This is a genomic window from Williamsia serinedens (assembly GCF_024171725.1).
In the GTDB taxonomy this organism is placed as follows: Bacteria; Actinomycetota; Actinomycetes; order Mycobacteriales; family Mycobacteriaceae; genus Williamsia_A; species Williamsia_A serinedens.
Genome location: NZ_JAMTCG010000004.1, coordinates 222,261 through 247,785, shown reverse-complemented (window position 1 = coordinate 247,785; position 25,525 = coordinate 222,261). Strand labels below are relative to the sequence as shown.

At 70.3% G+C, this 25,525-nt stretch carries 26 protein-coding genes and 1 tRNA gene; 12 read left to right on the top strand and 15 right to left on the bottom strand.

Going from position 1 to position 25,525, the window contains the following annotated elements:
- Positions 1 to 58 precede the first annotated feature (58 nt).
- Both LX12_RS12260 and LX12_RS12255 read left to right on the top strand, forming a co-directional pair.
- Positions 59 to 135 (top strand) — tRNA-Met (locus tag LX12_RS12260).
- Positions 136 to 231: 96 nt separating this feature from the next.
- A complete protein-coding gene (locus LX12_RS12255; RefSeq protein WP_253654835.1) occupies positions 232 to 1,173 on the top strand; it encodes a DMT family transporter in 942 nt (313 codons plus the stop codon).
- Between the two features lie 3 nt (positions 1,174 to 1,176).
- Here the strand turns inward: LX12_RS12255 and LX12_RS12250 are convergent, their stop codons facing one another.
- A complete protein-coding gene (locus LX12_RS12250; protein WP_253654834.1) occupies positions 1,177 to 1,572 on the bottom strand; it encodes a VOC family protein in 396 nt (131 codons plus the stop codon).
- Positions 1,573 to 1,640: 68 nt separating this feature from the next.
- Between LX12_RS12250 and LX12_RS12245 the strand changes: the two genes are divergently transcribed.
- Genes LX12_RS12245 through LX12_RS12235 form a run of 3 tightly spaced genes read left to right on the top strand, consistent with a single transcriptional unit; the run spans position 1,641 to position 3,725 of the window.
- Complete coding sequence (locus tag LX12_RS12245; RefSeq protein WP_253654833.1) at positions 1,641 to 2,261, top strand: AIM24 family protein; 621 nt, start codon at positions 1,641 to 1,643, stop codon at positions 2,259 to 2,261.
- Positions 2,262 to 2,268: 7 nt separating this feature from the next.
- Positions 2,269 to 2,967, top strand: a complete 699-nt coding sequence (locus LX12_RS12240; RefSeq protein ID WP_253654832.1) for an AIM24 family protein — start codon at positions 2,269 to 2,271, stop codon at positions 2,965 to 2,967.
- Positions 2,964 to 3,725, top strand: a complete 762-nt coding sequence (locus LX12_RS12235; RefSeq protein ID WP_253654831.1) for an AIM24 family protein — start codon at positions 2,964 to 2,966, stop codon at positions 3,723 to 3,725. Before LX12_RS12240 ends, LX12_RS12235 begins: the two co-directional genes overlap by 4 nt.
- 6 nt (positions 3,726 to 3,731) lie before the next feature.
- On the opposite strand, the gene LX12_RS12230 is transcribed toward LX12_RS12235, so the two are convergent.
- From LX12_RS12230 to LX12_RS12200, 7 genes are all read right to left on the bottom strand, one after another.
- A complete protein-coding gene (locus tag LX12_RS12230) occupies positions 3,732 to 4,037 on the bottom strand; it encodes a hypothetical protein (protein ID WP_253654830.1) in 306 nt (101 codons plus the stop codon).
- A gap of 212 nt (positions 4,038 to 4,249) precedes the next feature.
- The gene (locus LX12_RS12225) at positions 4,250 to 4,753 is read right to left on the bottom strand and encodes an O-acetyl-ADP-ribose deacetylase (RefSeq protein ID WP_253654829.1); all 504 of its coding nucleotides are present in this window, start codon (positions 4,751 to 4,753) and stop codon (positions 4,250 to 4,252) included.
- Between the two features lie 19 nt (positions 4,754 to 4,772).
- Positions 4,773 to 5,384, bottom strand: coding sequence for a Type 1 glutamine amidotransferase-like domain-containing protein (locus LX12_RS12220; protein ID WP_253654828.1), 612 nt, complete (start codon positions 5,382 to 5,384; stop codon positions 4,773 to 4,775).
- Between the two features lie 4 nt (positions 5,385 to 5,388).
- Complete coding sequence (locus LX12_RS12215) at positions 5,389 to 6,264, bottom strand: universal stress protein (protein ID WP_253654827.1); 876 nt, start codon at positions 6,262 to 6,264, stop codon at positions 5,389 to 5,391.
- The gene (locus LX12_RS12210; RefSeq protein WP_253654826.1) at positions 6,261 to 7,688 is read right to left on the bottom strand and encodes an amino acid permease; all 1,428 of its coding nucleotides are present in this window, start codon (positions 7,686 to 7,688) and stop codon (positions 6,261 to 6,263) included. Before LX12_RS12210 ends, LX12_RS12215 begins: the two co-directional genes overlap by 4 nt.
- Positions 7,689 to 7,741: 53 nt before the next feature.
- Positions 7,742 to 9,271 carry a cellulase family glycosylhydrolase gene (locus tag LX12_RS12205; RefSeq protein WP_253654825.1) on the bottom strand — a complete coding sequence of 510 codons (1,530 nt, stop codon included), beginning with the start codon at positions 9,269 to 9,271 and terminating at the stop codon, positions 7,742 to 7,744.
- A 96-nt stretch (positions 9,272 to 9,367) separates the two neighbouring features.
- On the bottom strand, positions 9,368 to 9,973 hold the full coding sequence (locus LX12_RS12200; RefSeq protein ID WP_253654824.1) for a TetR/AcrR family transcriptional regulator: 606 nt from the start codon (positions 9,971 to 9,973) through the stop codon (positions 9,368 to 9,370).
- A gap of 39 nt (positions 9,974 to 10,012) precedes the next feature.
- Between LX12_RS12200 and LX12_RS12195 the strand changes: the two genes are divergently transcribed.
- Positions 10,013 to 11,146, top strand: a complete 1,134-nt coding sequence (locus LX12_RS12195; RefSeq protein WP_253654823.1) for a phosphotransferase family protein — start codon at positions 10,013 to 10,015, stop codon at positions 11,144 to 11,146.
- Positions 11,143 to 12,240, top strand: coding sequence for an Rv3169 family protein (locus LX12_RS12190; protein WP_253654822.1), 1,098 nt, complete (start codon positions 11,143 to 11,145; stop codon positions 12,238 to 12,240). The genes LX12_RS12195 and LX12_RS12190 overlap by 4 nt, the downstream gene beginning before the upstream one ends.
- On the opposite strand, the gene LX12_RS12185 is transcribed toward LX12_RS12190, so the two are convergent.
- Complete coding sequence (locus LX12_RS12185) at positions 12,207 to 13,067, bottom strand: SDR family NAD(P)-dependent oxidoreductase (RefSeq protein ID WP_253654821.1); 861 nt, start codon at positions 13,065 to 13,067, stop codon at positions 12,207 to 12,209. The two genes, LX12_RS12190 and LX12_RS12185, sit on opposite strands and share 34 nt — an antisense overlap.
- A gap of 65 nt (positions 13,068 to 13,132) precedes the next feature.
- On the opposite strand from LX12_RS12185, the gene LX12_RS12180 reads away from it, so the two are divergent.
- Both LX12_RS12180 and LX12_RS12175 read left to right on the top strand, forming a co-directional pair.
- Positions 13,133 to 15,499 (top strand): enoyl-CoA hydratase-related protein, encoded by a 2,367-nt coding sequence (locus tag LX12_RS12180; RefSeq protein ID WP_253654820.1) that lies wholly within the window; start codon positions 13,133 to 13,135, stop codon positions 15,497 to 15,499.
- A gap of 51 nt (positions 15,500 to 15,550) precedes the next feature.
- Entirely contained in the window at positions 15,551 to 16,918 is a 1,368-nt protein-coding gene (locus LX12_RS12175) for an alpha/beta hydrolase (protein WP_253654819.1), read from the top strand.
- Positions 16,919 to 16,946: 28 nt separating this feature from the next.
- On the opposite strand, the gene LX12_RS12170 is transcribed toward LX12_RS12175, so the two are convergent.
- The gene (locus tag LX12_RS12170) at positions 16,947 to 17,537 is read right to left on the bottom strand and encodes a class I SAM-dependent methyltransferase (RefSeq protein ID WP_253654818.1); all 591 of its coding nucleotides are present in this window, start codon (positions 17,535 to 17,537) and stop codon (positions 16,947 to 16,949) included.
- Positions 17,538 to 17,604: 67 nt separating this feature from the next.
- Between LX12_RS12170 and LX12_RS12165 the strand changes: the two genes are divergently transcribed.
- Positions 17,605 to 18,330 carry a glycoside hydrolase family 25 protein gene (locus tag LX12_RS12165; protein WP_253654817.1) on the top strand — a complete coding sequence of 242 codons (726 nt, stop codon included), beginning with the start codon at positions 17,605 to 17,607 and terminating at the stop codon, positions 18,328 to 18,330.
- 15 nt (positions 18,331 to 18,345) lie between these two features.
- Entirely contained in the window at positions 18,346 to 18,804 is a 459-nt protein-coding gene (locus tag LX12_RS12160) for a MaoC family dehydratase (protein WP_253654816.1), read from the top strand.
- A gap of 24 nt (positions 18,805 to 18,828) precedes the next feature.
- On the opposite strand, the gene LX12_RS12155 is transcribed toward LX12_RS12160, so the two are convergent.
- The 4 genes from LX12_RS12155 to LX12_RS12140 all read right to left on the bottom strand — a co-directional run bounded on the left by LX12_RS12155 (position 18,829) and on the right by LX12_RS12140 (position 22,679).
- Complete coding sequence (locus tag LX12_RS12155; RefSeq protein ID WP_253654815.1) at positions 18,829 to 20,370, bottom strand: AMP-binding protein; 1,542 nt, start codon at positions 20,368 to 20,370, stop codon at positions 18,829 to 18,831.
- Between the two features lie 241 nt (positions 20,371 to 20,611).
- Positions 20,612 to 21,211 (bottom strand): TetR/AcrR family transcriptional regulator, encoded by a 600-nt coding sequence (locus tag LX12_RS12150; RefSeq protein WP_253654814.1) that lies wholly within the window; start codon positions 21,209 to 21,211, stop codon positions 20,612 to 20,614.
- A 202-nt stretch (positions 21,212 to 21,413) separates the two neighbouring features.
- Positions 21,414 to 21,749, bottom strand: a complete 336-nt coding sequence (locus LX12_RS12145; RefSeq protein WP_253654813.1) for a transglycosylase family protein — start codon at positions 21,747 to 21,749, stop codon at positions 21,414 to 21,416.
- Between the two features lie 339 nt (positions 21,750 to 22,088).
- Positions 22,089 to 22,679, bottom strand: coding sequence for a TetR/AcrR family transcriptional regulator (locus tag LX12_RS12140; protein WP_253654812.1), 591 nt, complete (start codon positions 22,677 to 22,679; stop codon positions 22,089 to 22,091).
- Positions 22,680 to 22,788: 109 nt separating this feature from the next.
- On the opposite strand from LX12_RS12140, the gene LX12_RS12135 reads away from it, so the two are divergent.
- The gene (locus LX12_RS12135) at positions 22,789 to 24,222 is read left to right on the top strand and encodes an MFS transporter (RefSeq protein WP_253654811.1); all 1,434 of its coding nucleotides are present in this window, start codon (positions 22,789 to 22,791) and stop codon (positions 24,220 to 24,222) included.
- A 65-nt stretch (positions 24,223 to 24,287) separates the two neighbouring features.
- Here LX12_RS12135 and LX12_RS12130 read toward each other — a convergent pair whose 3' ends face one another.
- Entirely contained in the window at positions 24,288 to 25,505 is a 1,218-nt protein-coding gene (locus tag LX12_RS12130; RefSeq protein WP_253654810.1) for an acyl-CoA dehydrogenase family protein, read from the bottom strand.
- Between the last annotated feature and the right edge of the window lie 20 nt (positions 25,506 to 25,525).

Here is a 25,525-nt window from a genome sequence, read left to right as displayed (position 1 = left end):
CAGGTCAGGGCGCGATTTGCAGTGCGCCACCCCGCGTGTGTAACGTTGCGTTCACCAACGCGGGGTGGAGCAGCTCGGTAGCTCGCTGGGCTCATAACCCAGAGGTCGCAGGTTCAAATCCTGTCCCCGCTACCACTGACGAAGGCCCCCGGAGTCCGCTCCGGGGGCCTTCGTCGCGTCCGGGGCGGGGTGGCGACGGTCCGGGCGGTGCCCGGCTCTACCGTGACGCCCATGGGTGCCGCAGGGGTGTCGAGCGTTTCGTCTCCGACAACGTCCGACGCGCCCCGCGCCCGGCTCGTCGGGTCGGTCCTGATCGGTGCGGCGTGCCTGTCGGTGTCGGCGATCCTGGTGAAGCTCGCCGGCGTCGACGCTTCGACGACCGCGTTCCTCCGGTGCGCCCTCGCCGTCGTGGCGATGCTGCCGTTCGTGCTGTGGGAGCGGCGACGGCTCGGGGCGCTGTCGCCGCGCGCGTCGCTGTGGTCCGTCGCGGCCGGTGTCGCCCTCGGCATGGACTACGCCGCATGGACGGCGTCGATCTACGACGTCGGGGCGGGCATCAGCACCGTCCTCATCAACGTCCAGGTGATCGTGCTGCCCGCGTTGGCGCTGATCGTCGACAGGGAGGCGATCCCGCGGCGCTTCGTGGTGGCCGCGCCGATGTTGTTGGGTGGCGTGGTCCTGGTCGGCGGGATCGGCTCCCACAACGCCGTCGGCGACGACCCGGTACGGGGGACGGTGCTCGGCCTCCTCGCCGGCATCGGCTACGGCAGCTACCTCTACCTCACACGTCGCGGCAGTCGGGGCCGACACACCCTGCTGCTCCAACCGCTCCTCGTGTCGACGTCGGTCGCGGCGGTGACGACAGCCGCGGTCTCCCCGGCGACGGGAGGGCTGTCGTTCGCGGACATCTCGCCGGCGTCGTGGGTCGACCTCGTCCTCCTGGCCGTCCTCAGCCAGGTGGTCGCGTGGGTGTTCATCAACCACGCGAGCGTTCGGCTGCCACCCACGACCACGGCGGGCCTGCTGCTGACCCAGCCCGTCCTCGCACTCGGATTGAGTGCAGCGATCCTCGACGAGTACCCCAGCGCGCTGCAGTGGTGCGGCGCGGTCGTCGTGCTCGTCGGCGTCGCGGTCGCCAACCGGATCGTCAGGGCTGCGGCGCCGGTGGCGTGAGGTTCACGCGACGCCCAGCTGCCAGCTGACGCCGAAGCGGTCCTGCACCCACCCGAACGGTCCGAAGCCGTAATCGCCCAGCGGCATGAACTCCTGGCCACCCTCGGCGAGCGCGGCGAAGATCCGCTGGTGATCGGCGGAGTCGCAGTCGACCCACAGCGAGACACCCGGGGTGAAGTCCCAGGCGTGCGTGATCGGTGAGTCGCTGCACCGGATCCGGAGCCCGGCGATCTCGAACTCGGCGAGGAACACCGTGTCCTCGCCGCCCGGCTCGTCGGCGGTGCGCCGTCGGTCACCGATGACGCGGCCGTCGAAGATCTCGACGTAGGCAGCCATCGCCGCCGCGGCTCCTCGGTCCGGGGTCGCGGGCTGGAAGGTGAGGAACGGGAGTGCTCGCATCGGGTCATCGTAGGGTCTACATTCTTCTCGAATCCGGCGTTCGGCGTCGCCGGGAGAAGGGCGCGGCGATGCGGTTGGTGCAGCGGTCCAAGCGGGTCCTCGAGGCGCACCTCGACAACTCGGCAGTGCGTGCCCTGTCCGGGTCGATGGTGGCCTACGAAGGCCAGATCTCGTTCAAGTCAGCGGGTTTCGGTGGCGGCGAGGGTGTGCTGGCCGGTGTCAAGCAGAGGGCGACCGGCGAAGGCCTGTCGTTGATGGAGTGCGCAGGGTCCGGCGTCGTGTACTTCGCCCACGATGCCGCCGAGGTCACCGTGATCGACCTGGCCGGGGAGACGCTGCAGGTCGAGAGCGAGCAACTCCTCGTCCTCGCGGGCGACCTCTCGACGAACGTCACCTTCGCCGGTGTCCGGGGGATGAGCACCGGGCAGGGGCTGTTCACCACGACGGTCACCGGTCACGGGCAGGTCGGACTCCTCTCGCGCGGTGGGCCGCTCATCCACCTCGAGGTCAGTCCGCAGTACCCGCTCGTCGTCGATCCCGACGCATTCGTCTGCGCCCGCGGTGCGCTCTCACAGTCCTTCGTCACCGACGTCTCGTGGCGCAGCGCGATCGGCCAGGGCGGCGGTGAGGCCTTCTCGCTGCGCTGGGACGGCACCGGCGTCGTGTCGATCCAACCGGCCGAGCGATAGGGGAGCGATGTTCACCGTCGTCAACAGCAAGGTGGTCTCGATCGACCTCGCACGGTCGGGCCCGGTCATCGCCCGTCGCGGGGCGATGCTCTTCTACAGCGGCGCAGTCTCGTTCGCGCCGCACCAGATCCCCGGTGCCGGAGGGATGGGCGGTATCTCCGGGATGGGCGGCATGGCCGGTCGCATGATCGCCGGCGAACACGAGGCCACGATGGTCGCCCAGGGAACCGGCACCGTGCACTACGGCTTCCGCGGCATCGAGACCCACGTCGTCGACGTCGGTGCTCTCGGTGGTCAGCTGCGGGTCGAGGCGTCGCGGCTGCTCGCGTACACCTCGGGTCTGCAGGCGTCGGTGGTGTCCGTGGCCTCGTCGGGCGGGGGCGGCGGTGGTGGTGGGCTGTTCGGCTCCCTGCGGTCGGCGGCGGCGGGCGCGGTCACCGGTCAGGGGATGTTCACGACGCAGCTGTCGGGGCCCGGCTCGGCGGTGATGCTGGGCCACGGTGGCGTCTTCGATCTGCCGGTCAGACCGGACAAGCCGGTCATCGTCGATCCGCAGGCGTATGTCGGTGCGGCGGGACAGGTGTCGACGACGCTGCGCTCGGCGGTCAGCTGGCGCAACGTCGGTCGGACCGGCGGAGAGGCCATGCAGCTCGAGTGCACCGGGCAGGGAACGGTGTTCGTCCAGGCGTCGGAGGAGAAGCTGTGAGCGATCTCAACACCGTCTGGACCCCCTACACGCTGCCCGTCGACGACAACGTGCCCGGCAACAACTACGCGTTCTCCATCGACCTCACGCACCCGTGGTTCCTGTCGAAGGGCGCGATGATCGCCTACTACGGGCAGATGTCGTTCCGGTCGTTGCAGCACGGTCTCGAACAGCACCTGCTGCACATGGTCGCGCAACGGTTCTCGGCCCCGCTGTACCTCGGCGACTTCGTCATCGCGGAGGGGCAGGGCAAGCTCGTCATCGGCGACCGCGGCTACGACATCAACGCCTACGACCTCGACGACGGCAATCTCACCATCCGTGCGGCGAACCTGCTCGCTCTGCAACCGCAGCTGTCGTTGAAGCAGTCGATCGTCCCCGGCTTCCTCACGCTGCTCGGGACGGGCAAGTTCCTCGCGTCGTCGAACGGGCCGGTGATGTTCGCCGAGCCGCCGCTGCGCGTCGACCCCGAGGCGCTCGTGGGGTGGGCCGACTGCCCGTCGCCGAGTCACCACTTCGACGAGTCCTGGGTGACCGACCTGATCTCCGCCGCCGGCCGTCGATTCGGTGTGCATTCCGGCGAGGAGCGTCAGTTCGACTTCACCGGTGCCGGAACGGTCCTCGTGCAGTCGAGTGAGAAGGTGCGCGACGACTCGTCGATCGTGCGCTCGATCCAGGGTCAGCTGCCGGGACTGTCGGTGCCGGGGCTGCAACAGATCAACCAGCAGATCGCGCAACAGCTCCAGCAGCACCAGTAGGTCGTGTCAGGTCGACAGTCGGCCGATCTTCTCCAGGTGGACGGCCACTTCCCGCAGTTCCCGTCGTAGTGCGGCGCGATCGAGGCGGGCCTGGTCCAGATCGGCGGTCTGCACCTCGTCCAGGGCGAGCGTGATGCGTGCCCGGTGCTCGACGAGCAGCTCGGCGAACAGGGCTGCCTGAGCACGGTCTGCGTTCGACGGCAGTCGCCTGTCCGGCGCGGAATGGACGGCACCCTCCGCACCGATGCTCGTCACCGCCTCGACCACCGCCGACGACGGCATCCGACGGAACAGAGGTACGACGTCCCCCACGGCCACTCCTGATCTCAACGGCGACACGGTCTCCCGACCATTCGGTGAACGGAGTATGTCCGACCGGCACTGTGGCGCAGCGGGTTGCGTTCAGACGGACCGAAATGGTCCGTCGGATGGTCGCGTCGCCACCGTTGTGCCGATTCGCCTGCGACATGCGGCGGGCGAAACCCAGCTGGGGTGGCGAACCCGGCAGATCGCGGGCGAACCGCCTACCGGGCGTCGAGAGCCGCCTGCATCTGACGAGCCGTGGCGGCGTCGAACGCCACCAGGATCGCGCGCTGCACCCGGGTCGGTGTCGTGGCGATGGTCTCGATCGCCGCGGCGATGGCGTCGTCCCTGGGCCATCCGTAGACCCCGGCGCTGATGAGCGGGAACGCGATGGTGCCGACACCGAGTTCGTCGGCGACCTCCAGCGAGCGGCGGTAGCAGGACGTCAGCAGCGACCGGTCGGTCTGTCCGGCGGCATGATTCGGTCCGACGGTGTGGATGACCCACCGGGCGGGCATGTTCCCGGCCGTCGTCCAACCGGCGTCGCCGGTGGCCAGTCCGTTCGGAAAGCGGGCGATGCAGTCCTGCAGCACCGCCGGGCCGCCTGCCCGGTGGATGGCGCCGTCGACGCCACCCCCGCCGCGCATCCGGGTGTTGGCCGCGTTGACGACGGCGTCCACCTCGAGTGTCGTGATGTCACCGGTGACCACGTCGATGTCCGTCATGACGGCGATTCTGCGTGCGTCAGTGCCGGGTGACCACCCCGTCGACGACGGTCACCGCGTCGCGGTCGCCGATCCGGAGGTGATCGACATCCTCCCGGGTCAGCCGAGCGCTCAGTGCGGCACAGCGCAACGCCTCGTCGTAGCTGCCGTCGACGTGCGGCACGACCGGTCGGTCGACGAGACCCAGTCCGGTGGTGATCGGCGACGGACCCGCGGCGGACGGGTCGTCGACCTCGGAGACGTACCGGAGGTCGGGGGAGAGGACCGCCGCGCCCGCGCTGTACCCGGCCCACGCCAACGTCCCCGCGCGGACTCGGTCGACGATGGCGGTGTCCGTGTCGGCGTCGGACAGGGCAGCGCGCAGTACGAAGGTGTTGCCCCCGCGGACCCACAGGGCGTCGAGCCCGTCGAGGAGACGAGCGGAATCGGGGTCCCGGACGTCGAGGTGGACGGGACGGAGACCCAGCCGCGCCATCTCGTCGGACTCGATCTCGACGGCGAGAGCGCGGTCGGCGGCGGGTCGGTCGTCGACGGCGTTCACGACGACACCGATGCGCGCACCCGCACCCACGACGCCCACCAGTGCATCTGGGTGATCGCCGAACCCCAACGACGACAGGAAGAGTCGCATCCGCTCAGCCCGGGAGGACCACGACGGGCACCGGACTCGATCGCACGATCTTCGCTGCGCGAGACCCCAGGAACACGCGTCGGATCTGGCCGCGCGGGGACGTCCCGATGACGAGCGGTTCCGTCGGAGCCAGCTCCGCCGCGGCCAGTGCGTCGCGCCACGAATCGCCGGTGACCACCCGCGTCTCGACGGTGGGAGGGATGGTGCCGTCGACACGGAGGGCGTCGAGGGCGGCGTGCGACTGCTCGGTCAGGGCGGCGAGGACGGCGTCCTCGGCGTGCAGGCCCACCTCCGGTGGGTACATGGTGCGTCCGCGCACGGCGAAGGTGATGACACGCAAAGTGATCCGGAGCGTCGAGGCGAGCGCGACCGCCGCACGGACCGCGGCCAGCGAGTCGGGCGTGCCGGCGTAGGCGCAGGTGATGCGCGGGAAAGCGGGTCCCCGTCCGGCATAGCCGCGGGGGCTGATCGCCATCGCCACCGACGACGAGTGGAGCAGACGGTCGCCGGTGGAGCCGAGCGACACCTCACCCTCGGGACCGTCGGCGGACCCCAGGACGAGGGTGTGGGCACCGGTGTCGGTGACGGCGCGCAGCAGACCGCCGGACACCGACTTGTGCTGCACGGCACGGTAGGTGACCTCCACCGGCGCGGGCAGTGCGGCCAGGGTGCCGGCGGCGTCGCGGGCCGCGCGGTCGGCGAGTTCTCGGGACCACTGCTCGAACTCGGCGTCGACCCGTGCCATCGACGGTGTCGTCCACGGGGTCGGGATCACGGTGGTCACGACGAGTGGGTGGGCGAGCCGAGACGCAAGCGACGCCGCGAGCGTGAGTGCGTCCGCCGCAGCACGATCCGGGTGGACGCCGACGACGACCGTCACGGCGCGGCCTTCTCGCCGCCCAGCAGGCTGTGGTGACGCCCCCAGAGGAGGTAGAAGCCGATCACGACGCCCACCCACAGGGCGAACCAGAGCCACGTGTACCAGTGCAGGCCCGACAGCACGTAGATGCACGCGGCGATCGACAGGACCGGGGTGACGGGGTAGGCGGGGACCGTGAACGCGCGCGGCAGGTCGGGTCGGGTGCGGCGCAACACGATCACGCCGAGCGACACGACGATGAACGCGGTGAGGGTGCCGATCGAGACCATGTCGGCGAGCTTGTCGAGGGGGACGAAGGCGGCGAGCAGACCCACGACGACCGCGACGACGAGCGTGTTGTTGACCGGCGTCTGCGTGCGGGGGTTCACCCGCGCGAACCAGCGCGGCAACATGCCGTCGCGGGCCATCGCGAACAGGATCCGCGTCTGTCCGTACATCGTCACCAGTGTGACCGAGAAGATCGAGATCACCGCTCCCGCAGCGAGGATGGTGGCGGGCCACAGGTTTCCGGTCACCTTCTGCAGGATGGTCGACAGCCCTGCCTCGGTCTGCGACGCGAAGTCCTGCCACGGCTGCGCCCCGATGGCCGAGACGGCGACGAGCACGTACGCGCTGATGACGACGAGGAGCGCCGCGATGAGCGCTCGTGGCATCGCGCGCTGCGGATCCTTCACCTCGTCGCCGGCGGTCGAGATCGCGTCGAGTCCGATGAACGAGAAGAAGATCGTGCCGGCGGCGACGCTGATGCCGTGCACACCGAACGGCAGGAAGTCCGAGAAGTTGCCGGAGTCGAACGCGGTGAAGGCGATCGCGACGAACATGCCCAGGACGGCGATCTTGATGATGACCATGATCGCGTTGGCCCGGGCGGACTCGCTCGCACCCCGGATGAGCAGCAGCGCGCACATCGCGACGAGCACCACCGCCGGCAGGTTCAGGACACCCGGGTTCGGGTCGAAGGGTCCGGCGACGATCGCGTCGGGTAGTCGGACGTGCAGGACGTTGGCGAGCAGTTCGTTGAGATACCCCGACCACCCGACGGAGACCGCGGCCGTCGACACCCCGTACTCCAGGAGCAGACAGGCGGCCACGCCCATCGCGACGAGTTCGCCGAGCGTCGCGTAGGCGTAGGAGTAGGTCGACCCCGACACCGGCACGGTCGACGCCATCTCCGCGTAGCAGAGTGCGGCCAGGCCCGCCGCGATGCCGGCGACGACGAACGAGAGGATCACCGCCGGGCCGGCGTCGGGTACGGCCTGCGCCATGACGAAGAAGATGCCGGTACCGATCGTCGATCCGACACCGAACATCGTCAGCTGGAACGTGCTGATGCTCCGGGTGAGCCGGGCACCGCCCTCACCGGACTCGACAGGTCCCGTGACGGGCTTGCGGCGCAGGACCTGGCTGCCGAGCGACGTCGTCATGGCTGGACTCTAGAGGTCCCAGCCCGGTTGTGGGCGGTGGTCTCCCGACGCGGTCAGGGCGCCGCGGTGGTGACGGCGGTCTGCTCGGTCGCCGTCGGCGACGTGGCCGTCGACTCCTGGGCCGTCGACTCCTGGGCCGTCGACTCCTGGGTGGTCGGCTGCGGGACCGACTCCGTCGTCGTCGCTGCCGGTGTCGCGTCGGCCGGGGTGGTCGCCGTCGTGGTCGGTGTCGTCGTGTCGGGTGTCGCCGTGTCGGGTGTGGTCGACTCCGCTGCGGTCGACGAGGTGGCCGGTGCCGTCGAAGTCGCGGGTGCGGTGGTGTCGGCCGGGCCGACCGACGTCGACCGGGTCGTCGACTCCGTCGCCGACGGGTCGGCGGCGCTCGAGGCGCCGGTGGTGCTCGTCGGTTCCGTGGTGCTCGCCGACGACACCAGCGCGGCGTTGCGTGCCGCCGCCGTCGAAGACGTCGGATGCGTCGCGATGAACTGCTGGATCACCGCGGCCACGGGCTTGGCGGTGCCGTCGTCGCGATAGATCCCGAAGGTGTTCTCGGGGTCGGTCGTGTCCGCCGTGTCGCGATCGTTCAGCGTGTAGAGGAACGCCGGCCCGGCGTAGGGCAACGTGCTCCACGTGTTCAGGAAATCGCCGACAAAGGTGGCCTGGTTCTGCTCCCCGACGGTGCCGGTCGGCAGGCCGTACTCCGACGCCCAGATCTCCTTGCTCGCATCACCGTTCGCGCCCATGAGGTCTCGGATGCGGGTGAGCTGGCTCAGCGGCGACTCGGTGCTGACGCTCGGACCCTGCGAGAACATCAGGGTGTTCTGATACGGGTGGAACGACAGGGCGTCGAACGACCCCGCTGCGCCGTCCGCGTACATCTGCTGGACGAAGTCGACCGGGTTCATGGTGTACGTGCCCCAGGTGAGGGTGGAGCCCAGGACACCACCGATCACCTCGGCGTTCGGGTCGCCTGCCTTGATGGCGGGGTAGGCCGCCTTCAGCAGCGCCGTGTAGCCCGCGGGGTCGGGTGCGGGGGAGTACGCGGCGTAGTAGTTGGGCTCGTTCCACACCTCGTAGGCGCCGACCTTCCCGGCATAGCGCGACGAGAGCGTGCGGAGGAAGTCCGCGAACGCGGTCGGGTCGGAGGGGGGGTTGTACACCGTCGAGTCGGCGCTGCGGGTCCACGTCGGCGAGGTGCTGACGACTGCGAGGACACCCATGCCGCGGGCGTCGGCAGCGTTCACCATCGCGTCGATGCTGCTCCAGTCGTAGGAGCCGTCGACGGGTTCGACGGCCGCCCACGGCACGGCGATGCGGATGTTCTGCACGCCGAGCGCCTGCATGCGGTCCAGTGATTCCTGAACGGCCGCAGGGTTGTTCGCATCCCAGTAGAGGTCGTTGTCCGAGATGCCCACCGTGTCCGGCGAATCGACGATCGCGGCGACGGGCGTCACCGCCATCTGACCGCTCGGTGGGGCGAGTGCGACGACACCCACGACGGCGGCGATGCTCGCCAATCCGGTGGCGGCAGTGGTGATCCGCGTGGTCAGGGGCCAGGTCGAGCGAGTTCGTGCCTGCTGCACGACGTTCTCCGTTCCACCCCCCGTGGATGGTCCCGGTGCTCGCGTCTGCTCCACGAGAGCGTTCAATTTTACACATTGTCTTCGCTGATGTGAATCTCAGCGCGAGATGCCCGATGTCAGCAGGCCGGCCGTCGTGCGGATCCAGGCGTCGTCGAGCGCAGCGTCCGGGTCGATCAACAGCGCCACGATCACCGGTCCGCCGATCACCTGCGAGACGGTCATCGGGTCGGCGTCGGCCGCGATCGACCCACGCCGTCGTGCGTTCGCGAGGTGTGTGTCCAGTACCGCGAACGTCGGCGCGAAACGGGCGAGGATCCGCGCCGCGAGCGTCGGGTCGCGGCGCAGGTCGGCCACGATCCCCGGCAGTGCTGCGCGCATCGCCGGCTCGCTGAACCGGTCGCGGGTCCACCGCAGCATCTGTTCGACGGCCGTCCGGGGGTCGTCGTCGAGCTCTGCCATCTCCTCGACGCCGCTCGGCAGTACGGCCTCGTGCACCAGCTCGATCTTCGACGGCCACCGCCGGTAGAGCGCGGTCTTCGTGGTGCACGCACGACGGGCGACGGCGTTCATGGTCACCGCGGCGTAGCCCTCGTCGACGAGCAGGTCGCGGGTGGCCTGCAGGACGGCGTCGTCGATCGTGGCGTCCCGTGGTCGACCCCGTGTGCCGTTCCGCCCCGCGGGCGACGGTGACTGTGTTGTCATAACGCTACCGACGGTAGCGGAATACGAGAGCAGGTGTGCATGTCCGAGACCCCGACACCACCCGACATCACGGCGCTGCAGCACTCGAGTCGCGATCTCGACGCGCTGCCGGCCGTGGTCGCCCGATGGCTCGCCGAGAACGATCCGGCGGGTCGGGCGGTCCCGACGGTCGTCCTCTCCGACGCGATCGAGAAGAACGGGCAGTCGTCGGAGACCGTCGCCATGACGGTGACCTGGCCGGGCGCGCCGGAGGGCGAGCGGCTGGTGATGCGGCTCGCGCCGACGGCGCAGGACGTACCCGTCTTCACCGACTACCGCCTCGACCATCAGCACGAGGCGATGCGTCTGGTGCGGGAACTCACCGACGTCCCGGTGCCGGTGGTGCGCGGCATCGAGCCGACCGGCGCGGTGCTCGGGGTGCCGTTCCTGGTGATGGAGCACATCGACGGCGTCATCCCGCCCGATGTCCTGCCGTACACGTTCGGCGACAACTGGTTCGCCGACGCCCCGGCGGAACGCCGCGCCGACGCCCAGCGCGCCACGGTGCGCACCATCGCCGCGCTGCACTCGATCCCGGACGCCGCAACGGTGTTCGCCTTCCTGGACCGGCAAAAACCGGGCGAGACCGCCCTCCACCGCCAGCTGGCGTGGCTCGACGAGTGGTACGGGTTCGCACGCGACGAGGTCGGCCCGTCGGCCCGTGCCGACCGTGCGATCGCCTGGTTGCACGCGAACATCCCCGCCGGACCGGCCGCCGCCGATCCGGTCCTCTGCTGGGGCGACGCGCGGATCGGCAACGTGATCTACCGCGACTTCACGCCGGTCGGGGTCCTGGACTGGGAGATGGCCGCGCTCGGACCCCGCGAGTTCGATCTCGCCTGGATCGTGTTCGCCCACCGTGTGTTCCAGTCGATCACCGAGTCGATGGGTCTGCCCGGACTGCCGGACACGCTGAGGGAGGAGGACGTCGTGGCCACCTACGAGGACGCCGCGGGTGTGCAGGTGGGCGACCTGCGCTGGTTCCACGTGTGGTGCGCGGTCGCGTGGTCGGCCATCCTCATGCGCGTGACCGCGCGTCGGATCCGGTTCGGCGAGTTGCCCGACGGGACCGATGTCGAGGAGAACCTGCTTCACAACCCCCTGATCGACGAGCTGCTGGGAGACGCGTCGTGATCGGCCCGCTCGACGAGTATCCCGTCCACCAGGCGCCGCTGCCGATCGCGCTGCCGGCGACCACCGATCGGAACTTCTACGACCGGTGCTACTTCAACGCCCACGACTCGTCCGGCGAGATCTTCGTCGTGATGGGGCTCGGCTACTACCCGGTGCTGGGGGTGACCGATGCGTTCGTCCTGGTGCATCGCGGGGACGAGCAGACGGCCGTGCACGTCTCGGACGGGTTCCGGCACGACCGCCTCCGTCAGGGCGTGGGTCCCTTCGCGCTCGACGTCGTCGAACCGCTGCGGTCGGTGCGGGTGCGTCTCGACCCGACCGAGGGCATCGCGCTCGACGCCACCTTCACGGGGTCGTTCGACGTCGTGGAGGAGCAGCGACACGTGCTGCGGGCAGGGAGCCGCACCACCCTGGACGCGCAGCGGTTCGCCCAGGTGGGCACCTGGACCGGCACACTCGAGATCGACGACGCCCGAATCGAGTTCGACCCGTCGACGTGGGTGGGTACCCGCGATCGCTCGTGGGGGATCCGGCCGATCGGCGAGCCGGAGCCGGCCGGGCGTCCGTCGGACCCGCCGTTCGAGGGGATGTGGTGGGTGTACCTGCCGGTGGCCTTCGACGACTTCGGCGTGGTCATGGTGATCCAGGAGGAGCCCGACGGAAGCCGGACCCTCGACGACGCCGTCCGCATCTGGGCCGACGGGCGACGAGAACAGTTGCGCAGCCCGGAGATCGCGATCACCTATCGCGACGGTGCGCGGATCCCCGAATCCGCGGTCGTCACGACGCGGTCGGGGTCGGCGGAGATCCGGGTGGACGTGACGTCGTTGCTCCCGACCGCGCTGCACATCGGAGGCGGCTACGGCGGTGACCCGGACTGGACGCACGGCCTCTGGTGCGGCGAGGGTTTCGTCGAGCGACGCACCTACGACCTCACCGATCCCGGTGTGGCCGGACGCATCCCGTTCGGCGTGTCCGACCACGTCCCGTCGGTCACCTGGACCGAGAACGGCACCACCCGTCGCGGAGTCGGCATGTTCGAACACGCATGCCTGGGCCGTCACGACCCGTCGGGGTTCTCCGGCTGGGTCTGATCGAACCCTCGGCGTCGCGCGGCGACGAACCGTTGCGAGGACCACCAGAGCAGTCCGGGGGCGAGGCGGTACAGGCGCCACGCCGCACGGGCGCGGGCCGGGACGACGAGCAGCGCCCGGTCACGGGCCATCGCGTCGAGCGCCTCCGCGGCGAGTCGGTCCGCGCTGTAGGCGTTCGCCACGCCCTGGCCGGTGAGGTAGTAGTCGCGGCCTCGGAACCCTCCCACCGACCCCGCGTCGAGCAGAGGCGTCTCGACCGCGGCCGGGCACAACGCCAACACCCGGACCCCGTGCGCGACGGCCTCGGATCGCAGCGCGAGAGACAGCCCGACCACCGCGTGCTTGGTCGCGACATAGCTCGTGATGAGACCCGCCGGGGTGAGTCCGCCCATCGACGCGGTGGACACGATGTGGCCCTCGCCCTGGCGGATCATCTGGCGGTAGGCGGCGTCGACGCCGTGCACCACACCCCGCAGGTTGACGTCGATGATCGCGTTCCAGCGGTCGATGCCGAGGAGTTCGGTGTCCCCTCCGAACGAGATCCCCGCGTTGTTCACCATGACGTCGATACGTCCGTGCGTCGCGGCGACGGTGTCGACCAGCTCGGCGACCGCGCCGGCGTCGGTGACGTCGAGGCGCGCGGCGGTGGCGCGGGCCCCACAGTCCCGCGCGGTCGCCGTCGCGGCGGTCTCGTCGACGTCGGTGCACCAGACCGCGGCACCCGCGCCGGCGAACGCGCGTGCCAGCGCGGCCCCGATCCCAGACCCGGCGCCGGTCACGATCACCGAACACTCCGGCAGCGGACGGACATGGCGGGCGCGGCGCATCCGACCACCCTGTCACCGTCGGCGCAGAATTGACACATGTTCTAGTTTTTGAGGATCATGAATCGATGACCAGCGACGATCTCGATCCGTCCACTCCGGTCCTGGTAGGGGTGGGGGAGGCGTCGGAGCGCATCGACGACCCGGGCTACGCCGCGCGCTCGGAGGCGCAGATGGCGGCCGATGCACTGCGGTCCGCGTTCGAGGACTCCGGCGCCGACGTCGCCCACCTCGCCGCCGCGGTCGACACCGCCGCCATGACGCGCTCGTTCGAGGCCATGGGGTTCGGCACGCCGCTGGGTGCGCCGACGAACTATCCGTGGGCGGTGCTCCGTCGTGTCGGAGCCGAGCCGTCGCACGTGGTGTACGACGCGCTCGGCGGGCAGACGCCGCAGAGCCTGATCACCGAGATGTGCGGTCGCATCGCGTCCGGGGTCAGCGAGGTCGCTGTCGTGTTCGGTGCCGACGTCACGTCGACGACCCGTCACTTCAGCCGCGGCGACAGTGCCTCCGGTGACGTCCCCGACTTCTCCGAGACGGTCGACGCCGGTCCCGTCGACGACCGGGGGCGCGGCACGCATCTGGTCAACACCCGGGAGAACGTGCTCCACGGCCTCACCAACGCGCCGGCGCAGTACGGGATGCTCGAGAACGCCCGCCGCCACCGCCTGGGGGTGGACCGGACGGCGTACCTGCGTCAGATGGCCGAGCTCTTCGCGCCGATGAGCGTTGTTGCCGAACACAATCCGCACAGTGCCGCCCCGACGGCCCGCACGGTCGAGGAGATCGCGACCCGGACCGATCGCAACCGCCCGGTGGCCGAGCCCTACCTCCGTTTCCTCGTCGCGCGGGACCAGATCAACCAGGGCGCCGCCTGCGTCCTGACCTCGGTGGGTGCCGCCCGCCGGCTCGGCATCGACCCGTCGCGGTGGGTGTTCCTGCACGGCCACGCCGACCTGCGCGAGCGGCCCCTCCTCGAACGCCCCGACCTGTCCCGCAGTCCCGCCACCGTGGGCGCGGTCCGACATGCGCTCGACGTCGCCGGGGTGACGATGGACGACATCGCGGTGATGGACCTCTACAGCTGCTTCCCGGTCGCGGTGTGGACGGTGGCGGACGCGTTCGACCTCGCCGCCGACGACCCGCGTGGCCTCACCGTCACCGGCGGACTGCCGTATTTCGGTGGTGCGGGAAGCAATTACGCCATGCACGCCGTCGCCGGTGTGGTCCGCCGCGTCCGCGACGAACCGGGCGCGCGCGGTCTCGTCGGCGCGAACGGGGGACAGCTCAGCAAGTACTCCGTCGGCGTGTACTCGACGACACCGGCCCCGTGGGTGCCCGACGACAGCCCCGACATCCAGGACGCCCTCGACGCCGCCCCCGGGTCGTCGTCGGTGCGGTACGCCCACGGCCCGGCGACCATCGAGGCGTGGACCGTCCACCACGCGACCGGCGCCGGGATCTGCGTCTGCCGCGACCTGCAGGGGCGTCGCTTCATCGCCCACGTCTGCGACGGCGACACCGCGCTGATGGGCCGACTGCTCGGCGACGACGGCATCGACGACCCGATCGGCACCACGGTGTTCGCCCGTCACGTCCACCCGACGAACCGGATCGCGGTGTCCCGCGCCGTGATGGACCGCCTCCACCCCGAGCGGGTGCCGTCACTGACGCGGTCCTTCGACCACGTGCGCGTCCGGCGGTCGGGACACGTCTGCGAGATCGGACTCCGGGGTCCCGTGCTCCCCGCGGCCGCGCACGCCGAACTCGACGAGGTCGTCACGGCGTTCCTCGCCGACCGCGACCTGTGGGTGGCGATCCTGCACGGTGACGGCCCCGACTTCTGCCGCGGACTCGACCGGTCCGAGATCGGGTGGGGCAACACCGCCGTCACCCCGCCGAACGGCGTCGCCGGTCTCACCGCCCGCACCGATCTCGACAAGCCGGTCATCGCTGCGGTCGCCGGCGCCGCACATGACGCCGGCCTCGAGGTGGTACTCGCGTGCCACCTCGCCGTCGCCTCCCGTGACGCGACGTTCGCGCTGGACCAGGTCTCCACCGGTCTCGTCGCCCAGGACGGGGGACTCGTCCGACTGCCGCCGGTGGTCGGGGAGAGGGTCGCCGCCGAGATGACGCTGGCCTCCCGGGTGCTCGACGCCGACGAGGCGCTCCGCCTCGGTCTGGTCAACCGGGTCGTCGAGCCCGGCGACCACCTGGCGGCCGCCCGGGAGGTGGCGGAATCGGTCGTCGCGAACGCGCCGTTCGCGGTACGGCAGTCGCTGCGGCTGCCGGCGGAGGTCGCCGGTGACGCCGATCCGGCGGTCGCCGTGCGACGGGCGACGAACGCCGTCGACGCGATGACGTTCTCGCAGGACCTGCTCGTCGGGACCGCCGCGGTGTCCGACGGCGAGAAACCGGTCTGGACGAACACGTAACGAAACCCCGGGCACCGGCGACTCACGGGGGAGTCGTCGAAGGGAACACCCATGCCGTCTGCCGTCCCGGGATCACCGCAGTGGACCGTGCTCGAGTCACCGACCGGTCCGCGCACCCGGGTCCTGCGGGCGCTCGCCGTCGCGGCGGTCCTCGCCCTCGGCGTCTTCGTCGGTACGGCCTACTTCTCGAACCAGAACAGCGCCCAGGCGCTCGTCGGCCACCCCGAGGTGCTGCGACCGGGCTGCACCTGGGACAAGTCGGGCAACTTCGTGCAGAACTGCTGGGTCTGGTCGCCGTCGCAGAACAAGAACGTGATGGTGCAGATCCGCGCGTCGAACGACAGCACCCGCGGTGTCTATCTGCTCGACGGCATGCGCGCCAGCGACGCGCGGTCGGCGTGGACCACCGACGTGCAGGCCTCGAAGATCTACGACGGGTCGACCAACACGACGCTGGTCATGCCCGTCGGCGGCGCGTCCTCGTTCTACACCGACTGGAACGGCGGGGCCGGAGCGAACAACGTGCCCATCAAGCAGGAGACCTTCCTGACCTCCGAGTTGCCGGCCTACCTGCAGCAGCAGTTCGGGGTGGCGCCGAACAACAACGCCATCGTCGGCCTGTCCATGTCGGCGGGACCGGCGGTCACGCTCGCCGCGAAGCACCCCGAGCAGTTCAAGGTCGTGCAGGCGATGTCGGGGTACTACCAGATCGACAACCCGCTCGGCGCCCTCGGCGTGTTCGCGACGCAGACGATGGTGTCGAACTACACCAACGGCATCGTGAACATGTGGGGCCCGCCCGGCAGCGCCCAGTGGGCCGCGAACGACCCGTCGAAGAACCTTGCGAAGCTGAAGGAGAACGGGCAGGTCCTCGTCGTCTCGTCGGGCAACGCCTTCCTCAGCCCGCAGGAGATGGCCTCGATGGCGCCGCAGGACCGCATCTCGGCGATCCTGCTGGAGGCGCTGTCGGCGGTGTCGACCGTCCTGTTCCAACTCCAGGCCGCCCAACAGGGCGTGTCGGTGGTGTCGCTGCCGAACTACGGCGGGCACGACTGGGCGAACTGGCAGCGCGGTCTCACGTCCGGACGTGACACGGTGATGAACGCGCTGCGCTCGTCGCCGCCGGTCACCCAGAAGACCACCGTGCTCCCGGCGGCCCAGATCGGCGCGCCGTCGTCGAGCGCGTCGTCGTCGAGCGCGACCTCGTCGTCGGCACCGGTCTCGACGTCGTCGACGGCCGACTCCACGGCGCCGACCACCACGACGACGGTCCCCGGGTCCGTCGCGGTCTCCGCTCCGGCCTCGGCGTCGGAGTCGGCGGCCTCGGAGTCGTCGGCACCCGCCTCCGGGGACGCCTCGCAGAGCGCCGACCCGTCGGACTCCTCGGTGGTCACCACCACCACGACTCCCGCCCCCTAGGAGAACAGCCTCACCGCGGTCGTCGGGATCAGTCGCGGCGACGGGCGCGCAGCACGACGTCGCGGGTGTGGTGTCCGCCGCCGCCCTCGCCCGAGTGTCGGCGTGCGCGTGTCTCGTGGGTGACGACCTCCCACCGCGCAGCGTCCAGGGAGGCCGCGATGTCGTCGGGTGTGTGGATGTCGTCGACGGGGTAGGTCTCGTGGCCGACCACCAGGAGCGTGCCGCCCGGTGCCAGGGTGTCCAGAACCTGGTGCAGGGCGTCGGAGCCCTGTGGCCGTCGGATCGGGAAGTACATCATCGACACGAGGTTGAACGGACCCGCCGGCACGCCGTCGGCGACGATGTCGGCGCGCTGCCACGCGATCTCGCGGTCAACGCCGAACTCGCGGGCGCGGTCGATCGCGACCTGTGAGATGTCGACGGCGACCACCGACCAGCCGTGATCGGCGAGCCACCGCGCGTCGTCGCCCTCGCCGCAGCCGAGGTCGAGGGCGCGTCCGGGCAGCGCAGTCGACATCTCGTCGACGAGCGTCGCGTTGGGGTCGCCGCTCCAGATGCGGGATCCGTCGGCGTACTTCTCGTCCCACCAGCTCTGGTCCCATGGCGACTGTTCCGTCACGTGCGTCTCCTGTGAATAGTCCGTAACACCTGTACCGCGCGGCGCGTGAGCCCCTAGTGTCACTTTCATGTCCGTTCGTCCCTGTCAACGACCTGCGCGGCGTGTCGCGCTGATCATCGTCGCGCTCGCCGCCGCGCTCGGTCTGTCCTGCGGCACCGCGCAGGCGGACACCGGCCCGGACGTGTCGTCGTGGCAGCACCCGAACTATGCGCTGGTCGACTGGTTCGCGGTCAAGCGGTCGGGCCAGGACTTCGCGATGGTCAAGGCCACCGAGGGCCTGTCGTACGTGAACCCGTGGTTCGTCCCCGACTCGATCGGCATGCGGCTGGCCGGCCTCGCGCGCGGCACCTACCACTACGCGGACCCGTCGCTTCCCGCTGCGCCGCAGGCGGCGTTCTTCGCGGCGGTCACCCTCGGACAGAACGGATGGGGTGACCTGCCGCCGGTGCTCGACCTCGAACGCACCGGTGGGTTGGCGCCGGGCGCGCTCATCGCGTGGACGCAGCAGTACCTCGACACGGTGTCGGCGCTGACCGGCCGGACGCCGATCATCTACACCTATCCGACGTTCTGGCGGACGGCGATGGCGAACACGTCGCAGTTCACCCGCTATCCGCTGTGGATCGCCGACTACAACGGTCGGTCGGCCCCGGGCCCACTGCCCGGGGGATGGCGGAGCTGGACCTTCTGGCAGTACACCGACTCGGCCGTCATCCCGGGCGTGCCCGTGCGCGTCGACAAGAACGTCTACAGCGGGGCGCAGGGACCGCTCGGCCCGTTCGCGCGGATGTGACGTAGGTTTCGTCCCATGCGCGTCTTCACATCGGCATCGGACATCCTCGCGGCCGCCGGCGAGGAACTCGGGTCCAGCGAATGGCTCACCGTCACCCAGGAGCGGGTGAACCAGTTCGCCGAGGCCACCGGTGACCACCAGTGGATCCACGTCGACGTCGAGCGCGCGACGAAAGAGAGCCCCTTCGGCGGCCCGATCGCGCACGGCTACCTGACGCTGTCGCTCGTCCCGATGCTCGCGTGGCAGGTCTACTCGGTCGAGAACGCGAAGCTCGCCGTGAACTACGGCTCGAACAAGGTCCGCTTCCCGTCCCCGGTCCCGGTCGGGTCGGACGTCCAGCTGACCGCGACGCTCGCGTCGGCGACGGAGATCGGCGACGGCTGGGTGGAGATGGTGGTGACGCAGACGGTCACCGTCCGTGACGCCGCGAAGCCGTCGTTGGTCGCCGAGACGGTCACGCGCGTCGCGTTCTGACCCGGACGCGGGCCTGCGTGCGCCTCAGCGACGTAGGAGGAAGCGCTGCACCTTCCCGCTCGGGGTCTTCGGGAGGGCATCGACGAAATGGACGGTGCGCGGGTAGGCGTGCGCGGCGAACCCCGTCTTGACCAGCTGCTGCAGCTCGCGTTCGAGTTCCGGGGTGCCGGTGACACCGGAGGTCAGGACGACGAAGGCCTCGAGGACCTCGCCGCGGAGTTCGTCGGCGCGGCCGACCACCGCGACGTCCATCACGGCGGGGTGGGTCACCAGCACGCTCTCCACCTCCACCGGCCCGATCCGGTATCCGGCCATGATGATGACGTCGTCGTCGCGCGCGGTGAAGTGGAAGCGACCGTCCTCGTCCATCCGGCCGGTGTCACCGGTCAGGTACCAGGCCCCGTCGTCGGTGAACCGTGCGGCGGTCTTGTCGGGTGCGTCGAGGTACCCGGTGAAGAACATCAGCGGACTGTGCCGGACGTCGATCGCGATCTGCCCGTCGACGACCGACGTCGAGAACCCGGGCATCGCGAAACCCATCGACCCCGGCATGACCGGGCGGCGCAGGTCGTCGTGCCAGTGGTTGTTGATGAACATCCCGTGCTCGGTCTGCCCGTAGGTGTCGCGGACCTCGACACCGAGCGCGTCGCGTGACCACACCACGACATCGGGCGTCAGCGGTTCCCCAGCCGAGGACGCACGTCGCAGGGAGAACCCAGTGATCGACGGGTCCTTGCTCAGTGCGCGGTACACCGTCGGTGCGCTCGCGAAGTTCGTCACGCCGAACTCGGTGAACACGCGTGCGGTCATCGTCGGGGAGAACCCACCACGCAACAGCAGGTTGGGCCGTCCCGTCGCCATCGGTCCGACGATCCCGTAGTAGAGGCCGTAGGCCCATCCGGGGTCCGCGGCGTTCCAGAACACGTCGTCGTCCACGACGTCGAGTCCGTAGGTCATGTAGCAGGAGAAGGCGGCCAGAGCGCGCACGGGGACCGGCACACCTTTTGGTGCGCCCGTCGTCCCGCTGGTGAACAGCAGGATCAGCATCCCGTCGCCCCCGACCGCGACGGAACTCGGCACGGGGTCCGATTCCTCGACCAGGCGGTCGAACTCCGGACCCGCGACGATCGTCTCGACGTCGAGTCCCTCGAGCTTGTCGACCTGACCCGGTTCGGTGATGACCAGACGCGCGCCGGCGGCGGTCAACCGGAGCTCGATCGCGGGCGGTGCGAACGCGGTGAACAGCGGGACGTAGACCGCGCCCAGCCGGGCCAGGGCGACGAGGGACACGACCAGTTCGGCCCGTTTGCCCATCAACACGCCGACCCGGTGGCCCGGTCCGACGCCGCGCGCGGCCAGGGCAGTGGCCAGGCGTCGCGACCGGTCGGCGATCTCGCCGTAGGTCAGCGGATGCGCGATCAGCCGATCGTCCTCGACGTCGACGATCGTGAACGCGGTGGCGTCGGGGTCGTGACGGTCGACGAGCATCTCGGCGGCGTCGACCTCCGGGCCCGAGTACTCCTCGATCCACCGGTGGACTGAGCGGGCGACGGCGTCGGGATCCATGGACATCCTCCGGAGCAGCGGTCCGACGGTCGGTTCCCCGCCGGGCCGGTCCCGATGTCACGCCCCCGCGGGACGAGACGGCGGTGCATCGTGGGCCCGGCACCGCGAACAGTACTGCAGGATCGCTGTCAGTACTGCCGAACCGTGCGATGAGTCCACAGCGGCATCGCATGGCGACCGCTGTCGGATGGAAGAGCGGCGGATCGGCACCCGGTCACCCCACCGGGGTGGGGCGGTGGGATCAGACGGACGTGGTGGCGAGGAGCCAGAGCACCGACGGCGCGTCGTCGGGCAGCGTGCACGGCGCGCCCTTGGCAGCACTCTGCAGTGCGAGACCGTCGGCGTAGACCAGGACACGGTCGACGCGGGTGGCGATCTCGTCGGCGGGGACGCCGGCTGCGGTGAACGCGTGGGTGAGCAGGCGACGGTAGGCGTCGAGCACGCGAGCGGCGATCGCCGCGACGTCGGGGTTGCGGGCGGCCTCGGTGTAGGTCTCGAGCTGTGCCAGCATGCGCGTCGTCGCGCAGTACGTCGCGTCGAGGTCACCGGTGACGGCACGCATGATCTCGCGACCCGACCGACCCTCGTAGTCGGCGGAGGCGATGGCCTTGTCGCACTGGTCGGTCACGGAGTCGGCGAATCGGCTCAGGGCTGCGATGAGCAGGGCGTCGCGGTCGGCGAAGTGATACGTCGTCGACCCGAGCGACAGTCCTGCCGCGCCCGCGACCTCGCGCAGCGTGATGGCGTGCAGGCCGCGATCACCGATCAGGCGCAGCGTCGCGTCCAGGAGGACGTCGCGTCCCGTCCCCCGCGCCACCGTCGCCCGGCGTGTGTTCTCCACGGTTCTCCCACCCTTCCCGCGTCCGTGAGGGTCCCGCGGTCGTGATTGACAATAGCTACCGTACGTAAACCAGACGCGATCGGTGGCCAGAAATTTTCATCTGCACGCATTGTGCCTCACAGATGACCGGACCCGGCGCCGCCGCGCGGTGCCGGGTCCGGGTCTGCTGGTCACTGTCCGACGTCACCGTCGGACCGGTGTGTCAGCTGTAGAGGTTGCCGCCGCACACCGGCCATGCGCCGATGCCCTGCGAGGCGAGGACGTTCTCGGCCACGCGGATCTGCTCCTCGCGGCTCGCGGCGGCCGGGGTGCCGGTACCGCCGTTGGCCTCCCAGGTGCTCTGGGTGAACTGCAGGCCGCCGGAGTAGCCGTTGCCGGTGTCGATGGCCCAGTTGCCGCCGCTCTCGCACTGTGCGACGGCGTCCCAGTTGTGGCCGCCCTCGGCGTGTGCGGTGCCGGCCAGGACGCCCAGCGGCGCGGCGGCGAGGACGCCGGTCATGCCGGCACGCAGGGCGAGCTTCTTCAGTGTGGTGCTCATGTGAGTACCTCCATGCCGTCCGCGGCGCCGGTGTCGGCGCCGCCGGAGCGGCTTGTTCGTCTCTCCCGTCCGTCGTGTTCCGGACGGTCGTCGCGTGACCGCGTCCCGGTGGTGCCGGGGGGTCGTTCGCGAGCCGGGAGCGACGGTACGAACAGACCCCCGGGCTGGTCACATCGGACGCGGGGGCGGTAACGGCACGATCACGAACAGATCACGAACGCCGAGATCGGTGTTCGTGCAGCGCAGTACGGCGTGTCGAGGTCACGAGCGTCGCGAACGACAGGCTGTTCACGGTGATGTAACACACGTGGTTTCTGTGGCCCGGGACACGCGTGCGGATCAGCTCGGGGGAGGGCGCAGACCGTCGAGGACCACGCGGATCATCCCTTCCGCGACCGCGGGATCGTCGTCGTGGAGGGCCGTCATGGACAACCCGCCGATGAGGCGGGAGACCGTCTCGGTGTCGACGTCGTCCCGGACGTGACCGGCCGCGCGACCGGCGTCGAGGATGCGTCCGATCATCTCCCGGGTCGCCGCCCGCACGTCGGCGAAGACGGGTGCGTCGGCGCCGAGCTGGGCGAGGATGACCTCTTTCATCCCGCGCTTGGCGGCCGCGGTCCGCAGGTACTCGGCGAACAGGGCGGCCAGGGCCTCGTCGGGCGGCAGTTCGCCGGCGAACCGGTGTCCGGCCTCGATGATCTCCTCGCTCTGCGTGCGGTACGCCGCCTCGACGAGGGCCTCACGGCTGGGGAAGTTCCGGTAGAGGGTGCCGATGCCGACGCCGGCCGACTCGGCGACGCGGTCGAGTGCGACCTCGAGGCCGTCCGAGGCGAACAGGTCGCGGGCCGCGGCGACGATCCGCGCGCGGTTGCGTACGGCGTCGGCCCTGGGTGCGCGCGTGGTCCGCGTCTCGGTCCGGGATGTGGCCACGATGCCTCGCCTCCCGCGGTTGCAAAGCGGAGGAAGCCTCCGTATCGTATCCGGAGGAAGCTTCCGTTTCTCGGTCCGAGTCTACCCGTCCATCTCTGGGAGACCACACATGTCGTTTCGTCCCTCCTCGTCCCTCGTGCTCGCCGCGGTACTGGGGTGTCAGCTGATGGTGGTGGTCGACGCCACCATCGTCAACGTCGCACTCCCGGACATCCAACGCGCACTGGGGTTCTCGTCCGCATCACTGTCCTGGGTGCTCAACGCGTACACGCTCGTCTTCGGCGGCCTGCTGCTGCTGGGCGCCCGTCTGGGCGACATCCTCGGTCGGCGTCGGACGTTCCTCACCGGTGTCGCACTGTTCGCGATCGCCTCGGCGACCGGCGGCGTCGCGACCGACGCCGCGGTCCTGCTCGCCGCGCGAGCGGTGCAGGGCGTCGGCGCGGCCGTCGCCGCACCCGCGGCGCTGGCGTTGTTGATGACCCGCTTCCCGCAGCCGGCCGACCGCGCCCGCGCGCTGGGCCTGTTCACCGCCGTCTCGCTGGGCGGGTTCTCGATCGGCCTCGTCACGGGCGGGATGCTGGTTCAATGGCTCGACTGGCGGTGGGTCATGTTCGTCAACGTGCCCATCGGTGTGCTGGTCCTGGTCGCCGGTGCGATCGCGCTCCCTGCCACCGCACGCGAACGACGCCCGTTCGACCTCGCCGGCGCCGTCCTGTCCACCGGAGGGGTGGGTGCGCTGGTGTTCGGCCTCGTCCGTGCCGCCGAGGCCGGGTGGTCGGCGCCGTCGACCCTCGTCCCGCTGATCGTCGGCGTGGCGGCGCTCGCCGCCTTCGTCGCCGCGGAGAGTCGTGCCGCGGAGCCGATCACCCCACTGCGCATCTTCGCCGATCGCGGGCGGTCGTCGGCGTACGCCGGTCGTCTGCTGATGGTCGCCGGGTTCATGGGCCTGATGTTCTTCCTGACCCAGTTCATGCAGGACGTGCTCGGCTTCGGGCCGCTGACCACCGGGCTGGCCTACCTGCCGATGACGATGGGAACGCTCGCCGCGACGCAGTTCTCGGCCCGGTGGGCGTCCACGCGGATCGGCCCCCGGCCGCTGCTCCTGGTCGGCTTCGCCATGGCGGCCGCGGGCACGGGATGGCTCACCACCATCGGGCCCGGCAGCGTCTACACCGACTTCGTCGGCGCCATGGTGCTCGTCGGGGTCGGCGGCGGACTGGCCTTCTTCTCCCTCACGACCGCCGCGCTGCGCGGCGTCGACCCGGCGGATGCCGGTGCGGCGTCGGGGATGGTGAACGCCGTGCAGCAGCTCGGAGGGGCGCTGGGTGTCGCGGTGCTCGTGTCGGTGTTCGGCGCGGCGACGCACGCCGCGGGCGGTGACGCGGCCGCCGTGTTCACCAGCGGGGTGCAGGCCACGTTCTGGGTGTCCACCGGGCTCCTGCTCGGCGGGATGGTGCTGATGGCGCTCACGCAGCCATGGCGGACCGACCGGCCGGTCGATGCGGAACCGTCGGCCGCCGAGGCCGAACTCGCCGCGGCCTGACCACGACGACGAACGGCCCGGACCCCGTGAGGGATCCGGGCCGTTCGTCTGTGCTCAGGCGAGCGTCACTTCAGTTCGGCGCTCGTCTTGTTCAGCACGCGACGGGCGATCACCAGGTTCTGGATCTGCTGGGTGCCCTCGAAGATGTCGAGGATCTTCGAGTCGCGGGCCCACTTCTCGAGCAGCAGGTGCTCGGAGTAGCCCAAGGTGCCGGCCAGTTCGACGGCGCGCGTGGTCACGTCGACGACGGTGCGTCCGGCCTTGGCCTTCGACATGGACGCCTCCTTGGAGTTCGGCTCCTTGTTGTCGGCCATCCACGCCGCCCGCAGCATCAGCAGGTAGGCACCCTCGAAGTCCGACTCCAGGCGGATGAACTCCGCGGCTGCGGCGTGCTGGGCGTGCGCGGGCTTGTCGTAGTCGATCTCGACGCCGGCCTCCTCCAGCAGACGACGGATCTCCTCGAGCGCCGCGCGGGTCACGCCGACGGCCATCGCCGCCACCATCGGACGGGTGTTGTCGAACGTCTGCATGACGCCGCCGAAGCCCTTCTTGGTGTCCACCTCGGGCGAGCCGAGGAGGTTCTCCTTGGGGATGCGGCAGTTCTCGAAGCGGATCTGGGCGGTGTCGGAGACCTTGATGCCCAGCTTGTGCTCGAGGCGCTCGATGGTGACGCCCGGGTGGTCACGCGGCACCACGAAGCTCTTGATGGCCGCGCGCCCGGCGCTCTTGTCCACGGTCGCCCACACCACGATGTGGGTGGCCCGCGAGCCGGCGGTCACGTAGATCTTCTCGCCGTTGATGACGTACTCGTCGCCGTCGAGCACGGCGGTGGTCGACACCGCGGCGGAGTCGGAGCCGAAGCCCGGCTCGGTGATGGCCATGGCGGCCCACACCTTGCCGAAGCTCTTCAGCTGCTCGTCGGTGGCGACGGCCGAGATCGCGGCATTGCCCAGCCCCTGGTACGGCATGCTGAGCACGAGACCCACGTCGCCCCAGGACGTCTCGAGGACGTTGAGGCAGGCCTGCATGTTGCCGCCGTTGGCGACCGCGCCCGCCGGCAGTTCCTTCTGTGGCTGCTTGCGACCACCGTCGGCGCCGGCGCCGGCCGCACCGGCCTCGGACAGACCGTCGTAGAGGCTGGCGAGGGTGTCCAGCTCGACGGGGTAGTCGTGCTCACGCAGGTCGTACTTGCGCGAGACCGGGCGGAAGATGTTCGCCGCGGCCTGGTGGGCCTGATCGACGGTGACCAGGAGCTTCTTCGGGAGCTCGAGATTGATGGCCATGATGTCTCTCTTTTCGAGGG

What these genes read in the sequence shown, in the direction of transcription:
- LX12_RS12255 (WP_253654835.1), top strand. Translation starts at nt 232, where the DNA reads ATGGGTGCCGCAGGGGTGTCGAGCGTTTCGTCTCCGACAACGTCCGAC.
- LX12_RS12250 (WP_253654834.1), bottom strand. Translation starts at nt 1,572, where the DNA reads ATGCGAGCACTCCCGTTCCTCACCTTCCAGCCCGCGACCCCGGACCGA.
- LX12_RS12245 (WP_253654833.1), top strand. Translation starts at nt 1,641, where the DNA reads ATGCGGTTGGTGCAGCGGTCCAAGCGGGTCCTCGAGGCGCACCTCGAC.
- LX12_RS12240 (WP_253654832.1), top strand. Translation starts at nt 2,269, where the DNA reads ATGTTCACCGTCGTCAACAGCAAGGTGGTCTCGATCGACCTCGCACGG.
- LX12_RS12225 (WP_253654829.1), bottom strand. Translation starts at nt 4,753, where the DNA reads ATGACGGACATCGACGTGGTCACCGGTGACATCACGACACTCGAGGTG.
- LX12_RS12220 (WP_253654828.1), bottom strand. Translation starts at nt 5,384, where the DNA reads ATGCGACTCTTCCTGTCGTCGTTGGGGTTCGGCGATCACCCAGATGCA.
- LX12_RS12210 (WP_253654826.1), bottom strand. Translation starts at nt 7,688, where the DNA reads ATGACGACGTCGCTCGGCAGCCAGGTCCTGCGCCGCAAGCCCGTCACG.
- LX12_RS12200 (WP_253654824.1), bottom strand. Translation starts at nt 9,973, where the DNA reads ATGACAACACAGTCACCGTCGCCCGCGGGGCGGAACGGCACACGGGGT.
- LX12_RS12195 (WP_253654823.1), top strand. Translation starts at nt 10,013, where the DNA reads ATGTCCGAGACCCCGACACCACCCGACATCACGGCGCTGCAGCACTCG.
- LX12_RS12185 (WP_253654821.1), bottom strand. Translation starts at nt 13,067, where the DNA reads ATGCGCCGCGCCCGCCATGTCCGTCCGCTGCCGGAGTGTTCGGTGATC.
- LX12_RS12180 (WP_253654820.1), top strand. Translation starts at nt 13,133, where the DNA reads ATGACCAGCGACGATCTCGATCCGTCCACTCCGGTCCTGGTAGGGGTG.
- LX12_RS12175 (WP_253654819.1), top strand. Translation starts at nt 15,551, where the DNA reads ATGCCGTCTGCCGTCCCGGGATCACCGCAGTGGACCGTGCTCGAGTCA.
- LX12_RS12165 (WP_253654817.1), top strand. Translation starts at nt 17,605, where the DNA reads ATGTCCGTTCGTCCCTGTCAACGACCTGCGCGGCGTGTCGCGCTGATC.
- LX12_RS12160 (WP_253654816.1), top strand. Translation starts at nt 18,346, where the DNA reads ATGCGCGTCTTCACATCGGCATCGGACATCCTCGCGGCCGCCGGCGAG.
- LX12_RS12155 (WP_253654815.1), bottom strand. Translation starts at nt 20,370, where the DNA reads ATGGATCCCGACGCCGTCGCCCGCTCAGTCCACCGGTGGATCGAGGAG.
- LX12_RS12145 (WP_253654813.1), bottom strand. Translation starts at nt 21,749, where the DNA reads ATGAGCACCACACTGAAGAAGCTCGCCCTGCGTGCCGGCATGACCGGC.
- LX12_RS12135 (WP_253654811.1), top strand. Translation starts at nt 22,789, where the DNA reads ATGTCGTTTCGTCCCTCCTCGTCCCTCGTGCTCGCCGCGGTACTGGGG.
- LX12_RS12130 (WP_253654810.1), bottom strand. Translation starts at nt 25,505, where the DNA reads ATGGCCATCAATCTCGAGCTCCCGAAGAAGCTCCTGGTCACCGTCGAT.